This is a genomic window from Undibacterium sp. WLHG33 (genome assembly GCF_049544815.1).
Taxonomy (GTDB): domain Bacteria; phylum Pseudomonadota; class Gammaproteobacteria; order Burkholderiales; family Burkholderiaceae_D; genus Undibacterium.
In genome coordinates this window covers 1,847,858-1,865,846 of the sequence record NZ_CP186697.1, presented here as the reverse complement: position 1 = coordinate 1,865,846, position 17,989 = coordinate 1,847,858, and the positions used below count along the sequence as shown (strand labels likewise).

The window sequence follows — 17,989 nt, the reverse complement described above, 5'->3', positions numbered from 1 at the left end:
TGAACGACGACTGAAGCGTATTCATATCAAAGCTGTCCGGCGGCATGCTGCAATTGCAGACGCGCAAAGGCTCTGTCGTACAAGGCATTATCCCGGTTCGAGTAAGCCTGCAAACGACGCGTTTCCGCATCCAGCACATCACTGTTCGGCGCAAGGCCGGAGCGATAACGTTCCCGCGCCAACAATAAGGTTTCATCGGCCTGTTCAACCGCTTTTGACACCAGTTGCATGCGGGCGTTCGCCTCTTGCTGAGACAACCAGGACTGACGCACCTGCAAGGCGATCTTTTCCCGGACATCGAGTTCTGCTTCGCGCACGGCCTGCGCATTGACCGCAAGTTGTGACGCCTGATTCCTGATCAGCCCGCCGTCAAACAATTCCCATTTCATGACGACGCCAACCCACCAGGCTTTATCTTCGGCCAGATAACGATTTTCAAGTTTGCTATAGCCGGCGCTGACACCGATTTGCGGCAAATGCCCGGCACGCACACTGGCAGCCTGATTTTGCAAAGCAGTACTTTGCATCGTCAGTTCCTGCAATTCTTTACGCTGAGTATTGGCGGTCTGCAATAAGGTATTCAGATCACTTTCAGCCGGTGCCTGACCTGCCAGGCCTATGTCGACCAACTCCACGGTCTGATCGTATGGACGCCCCATCCAGCGGTTGTACGCGGCACGCGACAGTTCCAGTGCATTCGCTGCCTGTAAGCCGAGTTGCTGCGCATTTGCAAGGGCAACCTGAGAAGCCAGTAAATCATGTTTAGCCACGTAGCCTTGCTGGAACAATTCCTGCACATCGCTGACATGCTTGCTCACCGCGCTGATATGGCTTTTCGCAACCTCGTTCGCGTGTTCGGCCCGCAGCACGGCGATATACGACTGCGCGATTGCCAGTTTTAATTCACTGCGGGTCAGCTTGGTCCGGGCTTCGCTGGCCTCGGCCTGCGCCTGTGCCGCAGCCACCCCGGATGAAATTTTACCGCTGGTATACAGCGGTGCGGACACCGTTACACCGCCAAAATAGGCGGAATCTTGTGCAAACGGCAGACTGGCGCCTTTCAGCATTGGCAAAGCAGGGATATTAATTTTGGCGGCAGGCTCAAATTCTGTTCTTAAATACCCCGCCTCGACTGCAAGCTTAGGCAGGTAATTCGCCTGCGCAGAGCTGAGCTGATGTTGTGCTGCCTGTTCTTTGTATTGTGCAGAAGCCAGCACATGATCACGCTTGAGAGCAATATCCCATGCCTGCTCCAGCGATTCCGCCGCACAGGTCGGACTGCTCAGCGCCAGCCATTGCAGGCAGACTAAACTGACGGTCAGCCACTGTTTTTTTAACGAATAAAGGCTCTTTTTCACTCTGCCCTGGTTTGCCGGACAAGTGCATAATGGCAAAAATTGAAGATGGAAAAGAGAATGTTTCATATTAGCACCAGACAATAGTCATCGCAGTATATTGATAATAGTGCACAATCAAATTGATTTGCATCAATTCCCCTTTGTTTGAAGTTTGTGACAATCAGAACTACCGCTAAAGGAAAGTCAGATGAGTACAAATAAACCCTCCCAGGATAAGATAACATCCCCGCCAGCAAAGAAAGAGCATCACGATCAGATTTGTTATCTGACCGGAGAAGAAGCGCCGGTTAATCCCATGGACATGGCACTGCAAAATCACATTGCGAAACTGACCGGTGGAATCTCTCCAGCGAGCGTCAATCTGGCGTGGGCTGACTGGGCCATGCATCTGGCAGCGACACCGGGCAAACAGATGGAATTAGTCGGTCTGCTGCAAAAGCAAGCTGCCGAATGGCCCGCATTCATACGCACCACTGTGCTCAATCATAACGCAGCAACTGCAACAACTGCAGCGGCAACGACTGGAACAACGGAGACTCCGACGTATGCTACACCGGCGAGTACGTCCGACACCCGGTTCTCTCATGCTGGCTGGACCCAGTGGCCTTTCAATGCGATGTCAAAAGCCTTTCTGCAGACGCAGGATTTCTGGAACACCGCGACTACCGGCATACGCGGCGTCACTGCACATCATGAAGATATCGTCAATTTCATGGCTAGACAGTTTCTGGATATGGCATCACCATCCAATATTCCCTGGGCGAATCCTGAAGTCATAGAGGCAAGCCAGCAAAGCGGTGGAAAAAATATCCTGTCAGGTTTCATGCACTGGCTTGAAGATGTCGGCATCAATCTGCCGTCCGGTGAGTACAAAGATAATGATGAGGAGCAGGCTCCGTTTAAACCCGGGCGGGACGTTGCCGTCACGCCGGGTAAAGTGGTTTTCCGCAATCACCTGATTGAACTGATACAGTATTCTCCGCAAACGCCAAAGGTTTATGCAGAACCCATTTTCATTGTTCCCTCCTGGATCATGAAATATTACATTCTGGATCTGTCACCACATAATTCCATGGTGCGCTTTCTGGTTGAGCAGGGTCATACCGTCTTCATGATTTCCTGGCGTAACCCGGGGCGTGAAGACCGCGATCTCGGTATGGATGATTATCTCGACAGTGGCTTATTTACTGCATTGAGAGAAGTTCACGCTATTTCCAAAAAACCACTGCACGCAGTCGGCTACTGCCTCGGCGGTACCTTGCTGGCGATTGGTGCTGCGGCACTGGCAGGACAAAAAATGCACGGTGAAAAGCCGCACGCCACCATGGTCAGCAGCATCACTTTGCTCGCTGCGCAGACCGATTTCAGCGAACCCGGTGAACTCGGATTATTTATCGATGAAAGCCAGTTAGCCATGCTGGACGCCCTGATGTGGAAGCAAGGCTATCTCGATGGTAAACAAATGGCTGGTTCTTTCCAGTTACTGAATTCCCGCGATCTGATATGGTCAAAAATCATGCGCGACTATCAGCTCGGGCTGCGCAATAAGCCGAATGATCTGATGTCATGGAATGCTGATACAACCCGTATGCCCTACCGTATGCACAGCGAATATTTAAAACATCTATTCCTGCATAATGACCTCGCAAAAGGCCATTACGAAGTCCATCAACATGCGGTGGCACTACGAGACATACAAATACCGATGTTTGTCGTAGGAACGGTAAAAGACCATGTGTCACCCTGGCGTTCGGTCTACAAAATTCATGTCCTGACCGATACCAGCATAGACTTCGTCCTGGCGTCCGGCGGACATAATGCAGGTATTGTTTCAGAGCCGGGTCATGCTCATCGCAGTTATCAATTTTTACCAAGCAAGGGACACGGAGCCAGTTATGAAGATCCGAATGTCTGGCTGAAGGAAGCGCAGACAGAACAGGGTTCGTGGTGGACGTACTGGCAGCAATGGCTGGTCAGACATTCATCAGCAACACAAATCAAAGCCTCGCAGCCACGCCATAATCCTGATCTCGGTGACGCTCCGGGGCAATATATTTTTGAAACCTGAACAGGATGGCGTGATCGTCAGATGTCAGATCAGTCCGGATCAATCCGTAAAACCTGAATAAAAAGAGAGACAGGTAAAATCTGTCTCTTTTTTTCTATCCACACCTTATTTCAAGCATTAACAGTCAGCCTGCTCACGTGCTCAGGCGGCATGCCGTCTGAACTTATTTCTGATCTTCTCAGCGAAGTTCACAAGCGTTAAAACCAGTCCACCGGCAACGACGCCAAACAGCATATCCAGCAAAGATGGCGCAATAGCCACTGTCACGCCGCCTATCAGTGGCAGATCTGCGCTGGCTTGTGCGACATTCTGTATCAGATCGTGCACCACATGAATACCATGTGTGAGGATGCCGCCACCCACCATGAACATAGCGACAGTGCCGATCACCGTCAAAGATTTCATCAGCCGGGGTGCAAATGCCAGCAAGCCATTACCCGTCACGCTGAACAAACCTTTGACAATACCGGTCACATTTCTTCGTTTCAGATACAGACCCACATCATCCAGTTTCACGATCGCAGCAACCAGACCATAAACACCGATAGTCATGATCACAGCGATCATCGCCAGTACTGTCAACTGCGATGCAAACGGAGCAGATGCCACTGTCCCCAGCGTAATGATGATGATTTCGGCACTCAGCACGAAATCCGTACGGACTGCGCCTTTGATTTTTTCTTTTTCAAACGCCATGATACTTGCTTCATCATGGGCCACCGCCGCCAGTAACTGTTCCTGCTGATTGCTGACTTCTTCTGAGCTGTGCAGATACTTATGCGCCAGCTTCTCAAATCCCTCAAAACATAAATAGGCGCCGCCCAGCATTAACAAAGGCGTTACCGCCCACGGTGCGAGTGCATTCAGTAACAAAGCCAGCGGCACCAGTATCACTTTGTTTTTCATAGAACCCAGTGCAACCGCCCATACGACGGGCAGTTCACGATTCGCGCGCACGCCCGCCACCTGCTCTGCATTCAGGGCTAGATCATCGCCCAGAACGCCGGTCGTCTTTTTCGCAGCAATTTTAGTCATCGCCGCGACATCGTCCAGCACTGTGGCGATATCATCAAACAGTGCGAGTAAACTTCCTCCGGCCATATTGCCTGTCCTCTAAAAATGAATTCAAATCACCACAGAAGTATGGGAATCAATCAATTGCCATGAAAAATCTTTCACTGGCAGTCCGAGTATCCTCAGTAATGACGTCAGGTTTGTATGCGCTTACGGATACGGCTCAGCGCCTCCGGCGTCACGCCCAGATAATGGGCAACATCTCGCAGCTGTATGCGCGAAGCAATCGCAGGATAGCTTTTTAAAAAAGACTGATAACGCTCTTCAGGATTCATCGTCAACAGTTCACGCTCGCGCTGTTCTTTACGCACAATGTGCCATTCCAGTAACTGACGCACCGCCCGTTGCCAGTCCGGGTGCAGTGCGATCAGCTTATTGATTTCGGAATAATCGACTTGCTCGATCTCGCAACGCTCAACCGCCGTCGCAAAGTAATCCGTACGCAAACCAGCGAGCAGTACATTCGGGCAGGCAAAAAAATCTGCCTCACCGATAAATGATTTAATCCACTCCTGCCCGCCTTCACTCAGATAAGTCAGTTTCACGATGCCGGAACGGACGACATAGACATAAGGTTGCCATTCGCCGGCACCAAAAATGTTTTCGCCTTTACTGAACTGACGTAACTGATACGATGAACGTAATACCTCCCAGTCCGGCAATGTACTGCCAGCGGCACGTTCGAGTAAATCCTTGATTTGCTGCATCTCGCCCAATTCCTTAACCACGCTCAAATGCCGCCTTCATAATCGCCTGCAAAGGCGGCCAGACCATATCAGGGCTTAATTTTTGCATGCAATCGTGATGCGCCAGTGGACATTCACGCTGTTTGCACGGCGCGCATTTTAGACGCAGGGAAAAAGAGTGTGCAATATCTGAAAACGGTGGCGCATGATCAGGATCTGTCGGCCCGTAAATAGCCAATGCCGGGCGATTCAGTGCCGAGGCGATATGTAAAAGTCCCGAATCATTTCCCACCATCGCGATCGCGGTTGACATCAGGGCCACTGCATCATCAAGGCAGGTTTTTCCTGCCAGATGATGAACCTGCGGACAAGCCGCCTGTATTTCATCGCAGACCGGCGCATCTTTCGGCGATCCCAGTAGTACTACCTGTGCCTGCGGACAGCTGGACAGTACCATGTTGGCCAATGCAGAAAAATGGCTGGCTGGCCATCTTTTCGCAGGACCGAATTCTGCGCCGGGAGCAAAACAGATCACAGGGTATTCCCCGGATAAACCGGCCTTCTGTAATGCCGCCGCGCGTTGCGCGGTACTGACTGTCAGCGTCGGTCTGGGCAGATTCAGCGGCAACTGCAGCGAAGGCGCAAAAGCCAGCGCCGCATAAAACCTTACCATGGGACGCGGATGCGCTTTATCGTCAAAGTGCATCACATTAATCAGACCGTAACGGCTTTCACCTTTGTAACCGACGCGTTTTTTGATTCCTGCCATCCACGGCAGCAGCGCAAATTTCAGGGTATTTGGTAACACGTAGGCAGCATCATAGCCACGACTGCGCAATAAGCGGGCAAAGCGCCATCGCTCACGTAACTGCAATGCGCCATGTTTAAACGGCGTTTCCAAGATCGTGGCAACCTCAGGCATGGCGCGCAGTACGGGCGCCACCCATGTCGGTGCCAGCACATCGATTGCATGCAAGGGGTATTGTTGCCGGAGTAGTTGCAACAATGGCTGCGCCATTACTGCATCACCTATCCAGTTCGGAGCGATCACCAGTAATCGCGGCGTTGGTGGTGAAACTGATTGCATCATCGTGCTACTTGTTCCATGAAAAAGAGCCCATCGTCCGGATTCAAAAAATGTTTTACGGCATAGTACCTAATATGTCATCACAATGACGCAAAACTGATGCCAGCTGCATGCAAGCTCATCAAGCCGGTATGCGTTTTATATCAAGCCTTGTCTGATTTAATCAGCAAATTGCAAACGATACAGGTTTGCATACACGCCGTCTCTGGTCAACAGTTCTGTATGCGTACCTGTTTCAGCAATCTGTCCGTCCACCAGAACCACAATCCGACTGGCACGTTCTATCGTCGACAAACGGTGCGCGATCACCAGCGTCGTCCGCCCTTGCATCAGTTCATCCAGAGCTTCCTGTACAGCACGCTCTGATTCACTGTCAAGTGCAGAAGTCGCTTCATCAAGAATCAGGATAGGCGCATCTTTATAGATTGCCCGGGCAATTGCGAGACGCTGACGCTGACCGCCGGATAAGCGATTGCCGTTATCACCGATAGTGGTATTCAAGCCATCCGGCAAATCACGCACGACATCACTCAGATGCGCCGCCTGCACCGCAGCAGCAATGCGCGCCGGATCAGGCTGCGGGTCACCATACGCAATATTGGCAGCGACAGTATCATCGAACAGCACCACATTCTGACTCACCATCGCTATTTGCTGGCGCAGGCTGGTGAGCGAGATTGCGCTCAGTGAACGTCCATCCAGCAAAATGTCGCCACTCACAGGCGTATAAAAACGCGGCACCAGATTCACGAGCGAAGTCTTGCCACCGCCCGACATGCCAACCAGCGCAATGGTTTCGCCCGGTTGTATGCTGAGGTTGATATCGTTCAAGGCGCGCTGTTCTTGTCCGGGATAAGCAAAACTGGTCGCCACGAATTCCAGTTTTCCTTGCGCGCGCGCCGTCAGGTTTTCACCACTGTCTGTTTCCGGTGGAGTATCAATCAGACCAAACACCGATTCAGATGCGGCAAGCCCGCGCTGCATGGGACCATTCAAATCCGCCAGACGTTTGAGTGGCGTCAGCAACAACAGCATCAGGGTAAAGAATTCCGCAAAATTACCGGCCGTGGTCTGATTTGCTGCTGCCTGCGACACCGCGATCATAATCACCACAGCAACTGCAAAAGCGGCTGCCAGCTGCGTCAGCGGCGTGGTGGATGCCACCGCCACCGTGGTTCGCATCGCATAGCCACGGAGTTTTTCATTTTTCTCTTCAAAACGCTGCTGCTCATATTGCTGACCGCCAAAAATGCGGATTACCTGATTCGCGCGCGACGCCTCTTCTATCACTTGCGTCAGTTCATTATTCACATTCAGCTGATTCTGATTCAGCTTACGCAAGCGCTTGCTGACGCCGCGCACCAGCACCGCCATCACCGGTATCAGCACCAACGCGACGATCGTCAGTTGCCAGTTGCGCCACAATAAGGCCAGCAGCAATACCAGTACCGTCAGCGAATCGCGGAACAGGGTTGTCATCGATACCTTCAGCATTTCCACAATCTGTTGCGCTTCAAACATGATGGTGTTGATGATGCGACTACTGGATTCTGCCTGATAAAAACTGACCGGCACGTTCAGTATACGATCAAAAATTTTGGCACGTAATTCGTTCAGCAATTTGGTGGAAATCCAGCTCATCAGATAGCTGGTCGTAAAGGTACACAAGCCGCGCACCAGAAAAATACCGATAATCGCGACCGGAATTTTCCATAAAGCCATATGCGATTGTTCACCTTTAAAGCCGTGATCGAGCAGATAACCCAGCACTTTCGGAAACATGACTTCGGTCGCCGCGGTGCCCAGCATCGTCAGCAATGCCAGCAAAATCCGCGAGCGATATGCCTGTACCGATATCCATAGCCGCTGAAATACTGTGATCGTTTCTTTATTAATCAAACTCATATTTTTATAATGTCTTATATTTTATGCGGGTCTTCAGGCATTTTTGACCTGTCAGGCGCAGCAGATATATGGGATTTCTTTTTCATTCTGAAATATTCCCAATCAAAACTGTTCCAGCACACCTTGTGCATTCAAGCCTATCGCCACAACGCAACCGGCACCAATTGCTTCAGGCCTGATTTGCTTTATCTCTGAGCATATTCTGACGCAAACCGGCAAGTGGAATCGCCAGCAAAATCATGAAGGCCAGACCGAACACCGCATCGCGCAAAATCGCATTGAACATCGCCCCTGTGATCATCGCCAAGGTTAACATGCTCAGCAGCATGGCTTTGTCTTTGATTGACTTATCCTTACTGAGCGCCATTCTTCTGGCGATTCTGAACTGACTGAACCAGATCCACAACAAGGCCGCAACGCCCGCCATACCTAACTCTGTTGCATACAGCAAGTAGTCATTATGCGGTGTCGTCATGCCGTTGCTGCTCAAACCTTGTGAACGCTGCCGGTAATTCGGCATCCACGATGCAATGCCATGCCCACTCCACGGTTTTTCCTCAATCATGCCAGCCGTAATTCTGTAAATCTCAGCACGCATGCCGTCATCATCCGCCGCTTTTTTTCCATGAGCAAAATCGTTCACTTGTTGTATTGTGCAAACGGCGCGTAATTTCGCAATATCCCACGGCTGCAGTTGCACCTGACTCACAACGCAATTCGCCGGACGAGGTAAGTCTGCGACATATTTCAAGCAAGCTGCGATGGTGATCAACAATACCAACGGTAACAACAGGCTGCGTAAATTCCATCGCAGATTGCGTAATAAAATCATCCCGGCCATCAGGAAAAACATCAGGCTCGCGGTACGCGTCTTTGACAGCAACACCAATGCCGCCACCACGTACAACAACGCCAGAATGCGCAACAGATAATGATTCTGTCGCAAACGCAGTTCATGCAGCATCCAGCCCGCCGCGATCGCTAACAAGACGCCGAGCAAAATGGCTTTATTCCCCTGATACAAAACATAACTGTGGAACAGCGTGTTATCCGGCAAGAAATGAAAGAAATTCGCAACGAATAAGGTCGAAGCCATCACGGCACCGGCAAAAAAAACCGAGACTGCTTTGCGCTGCCACTCTCCCGCATCAAGCGCCAGAAACGGCAGCAGCAACAGATAGGTCTGGTAATGCATCAGCCCGGGCCAGAACTCTTTTTCCATCTCAGGCGGTCGCTGTTGCGTCAGCGCGATGACGACACTGACTGCCGTCAGCAGCAGCACCGGCATCAACATGGGGTTTTGCCGGATATTATCCAGTTTCCTGACGCCATCGCCTGACGCGATCGCAGCGAGATAAAAAAAGAGGATACCTGCATACATCACACCGACCGGGAAAAACAAAGTCAGCGGCAGACACATCAGTATCTGCTCAGGTAGTTTCTGACGCCAATTTTTTTCCGGCGAGGTACTCCGATATGCTGCAGGCGTATCAGTAATAGCGAGGATATGAGTCGGCATGAAATCAGGCGTATTCGATCGTGACATTTTTCGGAGACAACCATTCGCCCAGACTCAGACGTAAATGATCGTCAGGATTCACGCGCCACTGATCGGATAAATACAATTCGGCACTCGCCTCAGCGTTCTGATAACTGATCAACACCGGACAACCATCCGCGTTCAGATGCGGCTTCAACAATTCCTGCAGTTTTTTGGTATCGGTACTGGCTTGCAAGGTCAGACGTAAGCCTTGAGAAAACTGCACCCGTGCGCGACCGATGTCCATGACTTTTTCTGCAGAAATCCGCAGACCACCGGAGAAACGGTCTTCCGAGACTTTGCCCAATACCGCCAGAAATTCATCTTCCTTAAACAAGGATTTGAACTCTTCCATGATCTCGCTATAAACGGTGACTTCGACCACAGCCGTACTGTCATCCAGCGTCACGATCAGCAGCTTGCCACGCTGCGTCATCTGCGTGCGTACGCCGGTAATGATGCCGCAAATCAGGCGCAAGTCACGCGAAGGCTCTACTTTCGCTAACGTCGTCTTGATGAACTGACGCACTTCCGGCGCATACGAATCAAACAAATGACCAGATAAATAAAAACCCAGCGCCAGTTTTTCTTCGGTCAACCGTTTCTTGTCCGTCCAGGCCGGAACCTCAATATATTCCGGTGGCGGGATCAGATCATCATCGTCACCGAACAGGCTGACCTGATTTGCCGCAGCCTCAGCCTGATCCGCTGCCTCTATCGCCAGTGATACCGTCGCTAATAACACTGCACGGTCTTTGCCCAGGCAATCCATCGCACCGGCGCGAATCAGCGATTCTATCGTGCGGCGATTAACCTGCCGCTTATCGACCCGCTTACAGAAATCAAACAAATCTTTGAACGGGCCGCCGGCTTCGCGCACTGCCATGATGTTTTCTATCGCGTTCTGGCCGGAGCCTTTGACAGCGCCCATACCGTAACGTATCTGCGTCGCTTTTTTACCGGGTTCACTGACCGGCACGAACCGGTAGTCTGACAAATTGATATCCGGCGGCAGCATTTTCAGCTTGCAGATATCGATCGCGTCCTCAACCAGAATCTTGACTTTGTCCGTATCATCCATGGCCAGCGACATATTGGCTGCCATAAACGCGGCGGGATGATGGGCTTTCAGGTAGGCGGTGTAATACGACAGCAGCGCGTACGCAGCAGCATGGGATTTGTTAAAGCCGTAACCTGCAAACTTCTCCATCAGATCGAAAATTTCGTCGGCTTTTTCTTCGCTCAGGCCATTCTTACCGGCACCCTCGCGGAAGATTTTGCGATGTTCGGCCATTTCCTCGGCCTTTTTCTTACCCATCGCACGGCGCAGTAAATCCGCCCCGCCCAGTGAGTAGCCACCGACCACCTGCGCCATCTGCATCACCTGTTCCTGATACACCATAATGCCGTAGGTTTCGGACAAAATGCCCTCCGTACGCGGATCAGGATAATCAAACTTTTCACCGTGCTTACGCTTACAGAAATCGGGAATCAGATCCATAGGCCCCGGACGATACAACGCCACCAGCGCGATAATGTCTTCAAAACGATCGGGACGCGCATCTTTCAACATGCCCTGCATGCCGCGACTTTCAAGCTGGAAGACAGCGACTGTTTTGGCTTTGGTCAGCAACTCGTAGGACGCGCGATCATCAAGCGGCAGTTTGGCAAGGTCAAACTCCGCCATCGCCGGGTCGAGCATCTTGATATAACGTACAGCACGATCAAGTATCGTTAATGTCGTCAAACCCAAAAAGTCGAACTTCACCAGACCGACAGCTTCGACATCATCTTTGTCGTATTGCGACACCACTCCCGAATCGCCGCCTTGCGTGTACAGCGGACAGAAATCGGTCAACTTGCCCGGCGCGATCAGCACACCACCGGCATGCATACCGATATTACGCGTGATGCCTTCGACCTGTTGTGCCAGATCGAGCAGGGTTTTGACTTCCTCTTCATTTTCCTGGCGCTCTGCCAGCAAAGGTTCCTCTATGATTGCCTCCGCAATCGTGACCTGCTTACCCGGTTTGAACGGAATCAGTTTCGATACGCCATCGCAAAACATATAGCCGAAATCCAGTACGCGCCCGACGTCGCGGATCGCACCTTTCGCCGCCATCGTTCCGAAGGTCGCAATCTGTGATACCGCCTCTTTACCATAGCGGTCTTTCACATACTGAATCACGCGGTCACGACCTTCCTGACAGAAGTCAATATCAAAGTCGGGCATCGATACCCGCTCAGGATTTAAGAAACGCTCGAACAGCAAGTTATATTGCAAAGGATCAAGGTCGGTAATCAGCAGCGAATACGCCACCAGCGAACCGGCACCGGAACCACGACCCGGCCCAACAGGCACACCATTGTTTTTTGCCCATTGAATAAAGTCGGCAACAATCAGGAAGTAACCGGGGAAACCCATCTTGATGATGGTATCGGTTTCAAATTTGAGACGCGCTTCATAGCGTGGCCGCTCTCTCTCACGTTTTGCCTCATCCGGAAATAAATGCTGTAGCCGGAATTCCAGCCCGCGCTTCGCTTCATGGATCAGAAAGTCGTTGATATCCATACCATCCGGGGTAGGAAAATCAGGCAACTTTGGCTTACCGAGTTCCAACGTCAGATTGCAGCGCTTGGCAATTTCTACCGAATTTTGTAAAACGGCAGGCATGTCCGCAAACAATGCCTGCATTTCCGCCTGCGTCTTGAAACATTGCTGATCATTGAAACGGCGCACACGCTTACCATTTGCCAGCATGTCGCCTTCTGCGATACAGACACGCGCTTCGTGCGCCATGTAGTCGTCTTTACTCAGGAACTGCACGGGATGCGTCGCCACCACCGGCAGACGTAATTTTTTTGCCAGCGCCACCGCATGCCGCACATGATTTTCCATGTTGGGCTGACCTGCGCGTTGAATTTCTATGTAGAAATGGTCAGGAAAAATACTTTCCCAACGGCGCGCATGCTCTTCTGCCAATGCCAGATTGCCATTATCAATGGCCACACCGACATCGCCAAAATGCGCGCCGGACAAAGCAATCAGCCCGCCGCCCTCGTCTTGCTCATGTAATTTCTGCAGCCACTCAAAGCGGATCTCTGCCCGTCCTTTATGCTGATTCGTCAGCCACGCCTGTGCTAACAGTTCGCACAGTTGCAAATAACCTTTGCGATTTTTGACCAGCAACATCAGACGTGTCGGCTTGTCACGGTCTGTCTCATTGGTAATCCAGGCATCGCAGCCGGCAATCGGTTTAATCCCTTTGCCCCGGGCCGCCTTATAAAATTTAACCATGGCAAATAAGTTTGCCAGATCGGTAATCGCCATTGCTGGCTGCATGTCTTTGGCTGCGGCCTTAATCACGTCATCAATACGTACCAGACCATCCACAATCGAATATTCAGAGTGGATGCGCAAATGAATAAATTTTGGATCGGACGGCGCAGCGGATGTTGCTTGAGCGTTCGCTTCTGGAGAAAGTGTTAATTCTGTAGTCATCCCGCTATTCTACCGCGAGCCTACTGCGGCACATCAAATTTACGCACGACAAATATGGATAAGACGACATGTACTGATAATGAAAACACCTCTGTTCAGCCATACTTTTGCCGAAGAAACAAAAAATTTTGCTTTTAAGAAAATTCTCTGTTCCGTTTTATGAAAAAACCACGGCAGATAAGCAGCAAAGTTGCATCGGCACGACATCTGCGTGTAAGTGCTGTGATAAGCTCAAATCAAGTACTGATGTCTTCTGGAGCTTATTTTGCCTACCGTTTTTAGCAAGTCGGATGCTGTATTTTTGCATCACAGATCACGCTGCACATACAGACATTTGTTTGCTGCTTTGTTATCTCTTCCTTATCTGAGTGCACACGCGGCAGTTGTCGGAGAATCGGCTGAACGGGGCGAATCGATTTTTCTCGATGATATTCCCGTGGTTTTATCTGCCTCGCGCTTATCTCAACCTATTAATGAAGCGCCAGCGGCGGTCACCGTCATTGATAAGCAAATGATCAAGGATTCCGGCGCCTGGGATCTGTCTGAAATCTTCCGTCTGGTTCCCGGCATGTATGTCGCTTATCATGCCGATCCTTATTTCTCCGCAGACAGTACGGTTGCCTATCATGGTATGGTGACAACCACCACTTCCGACCGCATGCAGGTACTGATTGATGGCCGCTCGGTGTACTCCGGGCTGTTCGGCGGGGTCAACTGGAGCGATGTGCCCATTGTTCTCGCAGATATTGAACGCATAGAAGTTATACGCGGCCCGGATTCAGCCAGTTATGGTGCCAATTCTTATCTTGGTGTCATCAACATCATCACCCAGCACGCAGCAGAGTCGCGCGGCGCATCGGTCTCACTCTCTTATGGCGACAGCCGCTCTGAGGGAGTGTTCCGTTACAGTGCAAAAAGTGGTGACCTCAGCTATCGCCTGACAGCAAGTATGCGTAAGGACGACGGAGAAAATACCTTCATCCAGCATCCGACCTCGCAGGATAAATACTGGACGCTGAATAAATACGATAACAAGACAATCCAAATTTTCAATCTGCGTACCGATTATCAGCTCAACGCCAGCGACACGCTGGAGTTTCAGTTTGGCTACAATGGTGGCCCGCGTGAAGTCGGCGAATATAAAAACGTCTCAGCTCTTACCCGGCAAGCTGAAAATCATTTTGAAATGCTTTACTGGCGTCGTGCCCTGGAATCTGGTGGTGAGTTATCTGTGAAAGCGTTTCACACCCAGGAAAGAGTCAACGCAAAGTTGCAGGACTCTGATGGCATCAGCGATGGTGATGCGAGATTCAGCCGTTTCGATCTGGAGGCGCAACATACCTTCTCGCCCTTCAAGAATGCCCGCCTGGTCTGGGGTGGCAGTATCCGTTACGACAACACATATGCGCCGTATTACCTTGGTGTCGGCGACAACCAGTATCTTTACGGCGATTTTCCCTATCATCTGCAAAGATTGTTCGGCAATCTGGAGTGGCGCTTTTCTCCTGATCTGGTCTTGAACGCAGGCGCAATGGCAGAACGCAATACCTATACCGGCAGCGATGTCACTCCGCGGATTGCGCTGAACTGGCATGCCACTCCTGAACACACATTCAGAATCAGTCATTCACGTGCAACCCGCTCACCATCTGTGTATGAAAAGGTGTACGAAGGTTACTGGCGCGGTGCCGATATGTACCCTAATCTGCCACCGCTGCAAACGGAACGCGTCAAATCTACAGAAATTGGTTATATGGGGAAAATCGCCAGAGCGGATGTCGATTTCCGTATTTTTTATGATGATTACAGCGAGTTGATAGATGTCCGTAAAGAAAAATCAGCCGCCAGCGGTAATTTAAATGCGGGTCGTGCATTAATGCGTGGCTATGAATTACAAGTCAAAGCGCCGATAGGCGAATCAACCCGCATTGTGTATGGTTTATCCGGCGGCACCGTCAAAAGTGACGATGTGAATGGCGTGATTTACAGCGACTCTTTACCTAAATACAACCATAGCCTGTTGCTCAGTCATAAATTCAATGAGCAATGGCAAGGCAGTCTGGTCGCCTATCAGGTAGCAAAAACCAAATTCAATGCGACTGATTACAATCCTGTTATGAATCGCGGCTATTACGTCGACGGCAATCGCCGCTTCGACGGACGCCTTGCCTACCAGTTTAAAATGGGCGGCAATCAGGCCGAACTCGCACTGATCATACAAAACATTGCCAATGCGCATTATTTTGAATATCGCCACGATAATGAATTTCCAGGACGCTTAACCAGACTGAAACTGAAGGTCGATTTTTGAATCATGCTTATTACATCATGAGATTCTGGCACCTTCTGGTCAGCGCCGACTGGCGACGTACATGGCTGGTCGGCCTGTTCGGAGCAGCGCTCATGCTATTTTCCGGCATGAGCGCATCGGCATACACACTCGAGAGCATCACCGTCGTCCTCAGTGATGAAGGCGGAGCCTACGAAGAATTTGCCAGTCATTTCAACAGTCTTCTGCAGCCAGCGAATAAAACCTCCGTCAAATTAGTTTCGCTGAAAAATGTCGCAAATGACGACTTCACCCGTACCAATAACAACCAGCTGGTGATCGCCGTCGGCACGCCGGCGATGGTGGCGATGGCACAAAAACCCGCCAGCAATGCAGTATTGAACGTATTGGTACCGCGTGCGACTTTCATCAAGACGGCAAAGCAATACAACCGCAGCCAGGATCACCGGCGTTTCTCAGCCGTGTATATGGATCAGTCGTGGACGCGCCAATTGCGGCTGATACGCACGACAATGCCGACAAAGCCGAAAGTCGGCATACTGCTGGGCAAAGAATCCAGCGAACATATTGCTAGCCTGCAGAGCGCCGCAAAAGAAGCCGATGTGACCTTGAATATTGAAACCGTCAACGATGATGCCGACTTACTGAATGCCCTGCGCCGGCTCCTGAGCAGCAGCAACGTGATACTCGCGGTACCTGATACGCAGATCTACAACCGCAATAATATCTCCAGCATTTTATTGACCAGTTATCGTCAGCAAGTGCCTTTATTCGGTTTCTCCGCATCCTACGTCAAGGCAGGCGCACTCGCGGCGGTCTATAGCTCTCCAGCCCAGATCGGACAGCAGGTGGCAGAAATCATCAGCAATTTATCCTCTGCCAGCAGCCTGCCCGCGCCGCAATACCCGCGCTATTTTTCCGTCAATACGAATCCACAAGTAGCACGCTCGCTGGGCCTCAGTATCGATTCTGAGAGTGAAATTCAACGCCATCTCAGGCAATTGTCGGAGCTGGCACAATGAAAAACTGGCAGCTCTCAAAACGTATCCTCTTTATCGCCCTGGTGCCTGTCTGGGCCATCATGATTCTGCTAACGATACTGATCGTTGTCGTTGGTGTTACTGAAATCGATGGCGCGCTGAAGGCACGCGGTGCACTGATTACCCGACACCTCGCTCCCGCCTGCGAATACGGCGTGTTTTCGGGTAACCGTGAAGTGCTGCAATCAATGGCGCAAGCGATCATGAAAGAAGATGACTCGCAGGCAGTGATTATTACGGACACCGAAAGGCATATTCTCGCTATCAGCGGCAAACCCGACGCACTCACTGCAGAACACCAGCGCGCAGCGATGGAAGGCCGTATCTCCAAAGGCAAAGGCAGTCTGATTTTCGGTGCACCGATTTACCAGGGCAATACCGAAGGCGACGCGTTTGATTTATTTGACAGCACGACGAAAGAAAAATCAGAAAATGCCAAGTTGCTGGGGTATGTGTATCTGGAGCTCAGTACCGCCTCCAGTCAACGCAGTAAAAACCTGTTTGCGATTGTCAGCCTGCTGATCGGCATTATCGGTACTGCTTTTGCATCCGTACTGGCGCTGCGGATGAGTAATGATCTGACACGCCCGCTGTCGCGCCTGATTGATGGTGTACACCGCATGGCACAAGGCGATTTCAGTACCCGCATCGTCGCTAATTCCGGTGGTGAAATTCAGGAACTTGAAGACGGATTCAATAATATGGCGTCTGAAATTCAGCGCAGCCACGATGAAATGCTGGAAATCAACGCCAATCTGGAAAAAATGGTCGGTGAACGTACCCGCCAGCTCGAACTGAAAAATCAGGATCTCGAATATCTTTCCAATACTGACCGCCTGACGGGCTTATACAATCGCTTCAAACTCGAAACAATACTTGAGGAAGAACATCTGCGCAGTCAGCGCTATGGCAGCGATTTTGCACTGACCATTATTGATGTCGATAAGTTTAAATCCGTCAACGACACCTACGGACATCAGGTCGGCGATCAGGTACTGATCAGCATCGGCAAAATCCTGCAGAAAAACGTGCGCAGCAGCGATGCGGTCGGACGCTGGGGCGGCGAAGAATTTATCGTTATCTTCCGCGAAACTACCGCAGAAGACGCGATTGCGGTTGCTGAAGAACTGCGTGCTGCGATCGAAGCCTACGAATTTGAAACTATAGGCAAACGCACCGCCAGCTTTGGCGTTGCCGCTTACCGCCATCCTGACAATATCTCAGAAATGATACGGCGCGCAGATAACGCCCTGTATATCGCCAAACACAATGGCAGAAACCGCGTCGAATACAAAGAAGACTGAGAGTGTGAAAGAGGCACAAAGACAGTTTTCAACGGTAATGTCTGAGCGATCTCAGCCCTGCGCCGGCATCGATATCTGAATCAGCAAATTAAATCAGGGTAATGCCGGTACTATGTCCACGTCATCCCGCATAGA

At 51.0% G+C, this 17,989-nt stretch carries 11 protein-coding genes; 4 read left to right on the top strand and 7 right to left on the bottom strand.

Going from position 1 to position 17,989, the window contains the following annotated elements:
- Nucleotides 1–26: 26 nt before the first annotated feature.
- Nucleotides 27–1,358 (bottom strand): TolC family protein, encoded by a 1,332-nt coding sequence (locus ACOTSW_RS08545; RefSeq protein ID WP_423682175.1) that lies wholly within the window; start codon nucleotides 1,356–1,358, stop codon nucleotides 27–29.
- 187 nt (nucleotides 1,359–1,545) lie between these two features.
- Between ACOTSW_RS08545 and ACOTSW_RS08540 the strand changes: the two genes are divergently transcribed.
- Nucleotides 1,546–3,426: a PHA/PHB synthase family protein gene (locus ACOTSW_RS08540; protein WP_423682174.1), complete on the top strand. Its 1,881-nt coding sequence runs from the start codon at nucleotides 1,546–1,548 to the stop codon at nucleotides 3,424–3,426.
- A gap of 141 nt (nucleotides 3,427–3,567) precedes the next feature.
- Here ACOTSW_RS08540 and ACOTSW_RS08535 read toward each other — a convergent pair whose 3' ends face one another.
- The 6 genes from ACOTSW_RS08535 to dnaE form a co-directional block, all read right to left on the bottom strand.
- On the bottom strand, nucleotides 3,568–4,527 hold the full coding sequence (locus ACOTSW_RS08535) for a DUF808 domain-containing protein (protein ID WP_423682172.1): 960 nt from the start codon (nucleotides 4,525–4,527) through the stop codon (nucleotides 3,568–3,570).
- A gap of 107 nt (nucleotides 4,528–4,634) precedes the next feature.
- Nucleotides 4,635–5,228 (bottom strand): Crp/Fnr family transcriptional regulator, encoded by a 594-nt coding sequence (locus ACOTSW_RS08530; protein ID WP_423682170.1) that lies wholly within the window; start codon nucleotides 5,226–5,228, stop codon nucleotides 4,635–4,637.
- Entirely contained in the window at nucleotides 5,221–6,276 is a 1,056-nt protein-coding gene (gene waaF / locus ACOTSW_RS08525) for a lipopolysaccharide heptosyltransferase II (protein WP_423682168.1), read from the bottom strand. The genes ACOTSW_RS08530 and waaF overlap by 8 nt, the downstream gene beginning before the upstream one ends.
- Before the next feature lie 156 nt (nucleotides 6,277–6,432).
- Nucleotides 6,433–8,178 carry a lipid A export permease/ATP-binding protein MsbA gene (msbA, locus tag ACOTSW_RS08520; protein ID WP_423682167.1) on the bottom strand — a complete coding sequence of 582 codons (1,746 nt, stop codon included), beginning with the start codon at nucleotides 8,176–8,178 and terminating at the stop codon, nucleotides 6,433–6,435.
- A 169-nt stretch (nucleotides 8,179–8,347) separates the two neighbouring features.
- On the bottom strand, nucleotides 8,348–9,697 hold the full coding sequence (locus tag ACOTSW_RS08515) for an O-antigen ligase family protein (RefSeq protein ID WP_423682166.1): 1,350 nt from the start codon (nucleotides 9,695–9,697) through the stop codon (nucleotides 8,348–8,350).
- Nucleotides 9,698–9,701: 4 nt separating this feature from the next.
- Nucleotides 9,702–13,220: a DNA polymerase III subunit alpha gene (gene dnaE, locus ACOTSW_RS08510; RefSeq protein WP_423682165.1), complete on the bottom strand. Its 3,519-nt coding sequence runs from the start codon at nucleotides 13,218–13,220 to the stop codon at nucleotides 9,702–9,704.
- A gap of 265 nt (nucleotides 13,221–13,485) precedes the next feature.
- On the opposite strand from dnaE, the gene ACOTSW_RS08505 reads away from it, so the two are divergent.
- From ACOTSW_RS08505 to ACOTSW_RS08495, 3 genes are read left to right on the top strand one after another with little or no spacing between them, the layout of a single operon-like run.
- Nucleotides 13,486–15,531, top strand: coding sequence for a TonB-dependent receptor plug domain-containing protein (locus ACOTSW_RS08505; protein WP_423682164.1), 2,046 nt, complete (start codon nucleotides 13,486–13,488; stop codon nucleotides 15,529–15,531).
- A gap of 17 nt (nucleotides 15,532–15,548) precedes the next feature.
- Complete coding sequence (locus ACOTSW_RS08500) at nucleotides 15,549–16,532, top strand: ABC transporter substrate-binding protein (RefSeq protein WP_423682163.1); 984 nt, start codon at nucleotides 15,549–15,551, stop codon at nucleotides 16,530–16,532.
- The gene (locus ACOTSW_RS08495) at nucleotides 16,529–17,854 is read left to right on the top strand and encodes a diguanylate cyclase (protein WP_423682162.1); all 1,326 of its coding nucleotides are present in this window, start codon (nucleotides 16,529–16,531) and stop codon (nucleotides 17,852–17,854) included. The genes ACOTSW_RS08500 and ACOTSW_RS08495 overlap by 4 nt, the downstream gene beginning before the upstream one ends.
- The last annotated feature ends 135 nt before the right edge of the window (nucleotides 17,855–17,989 follow it).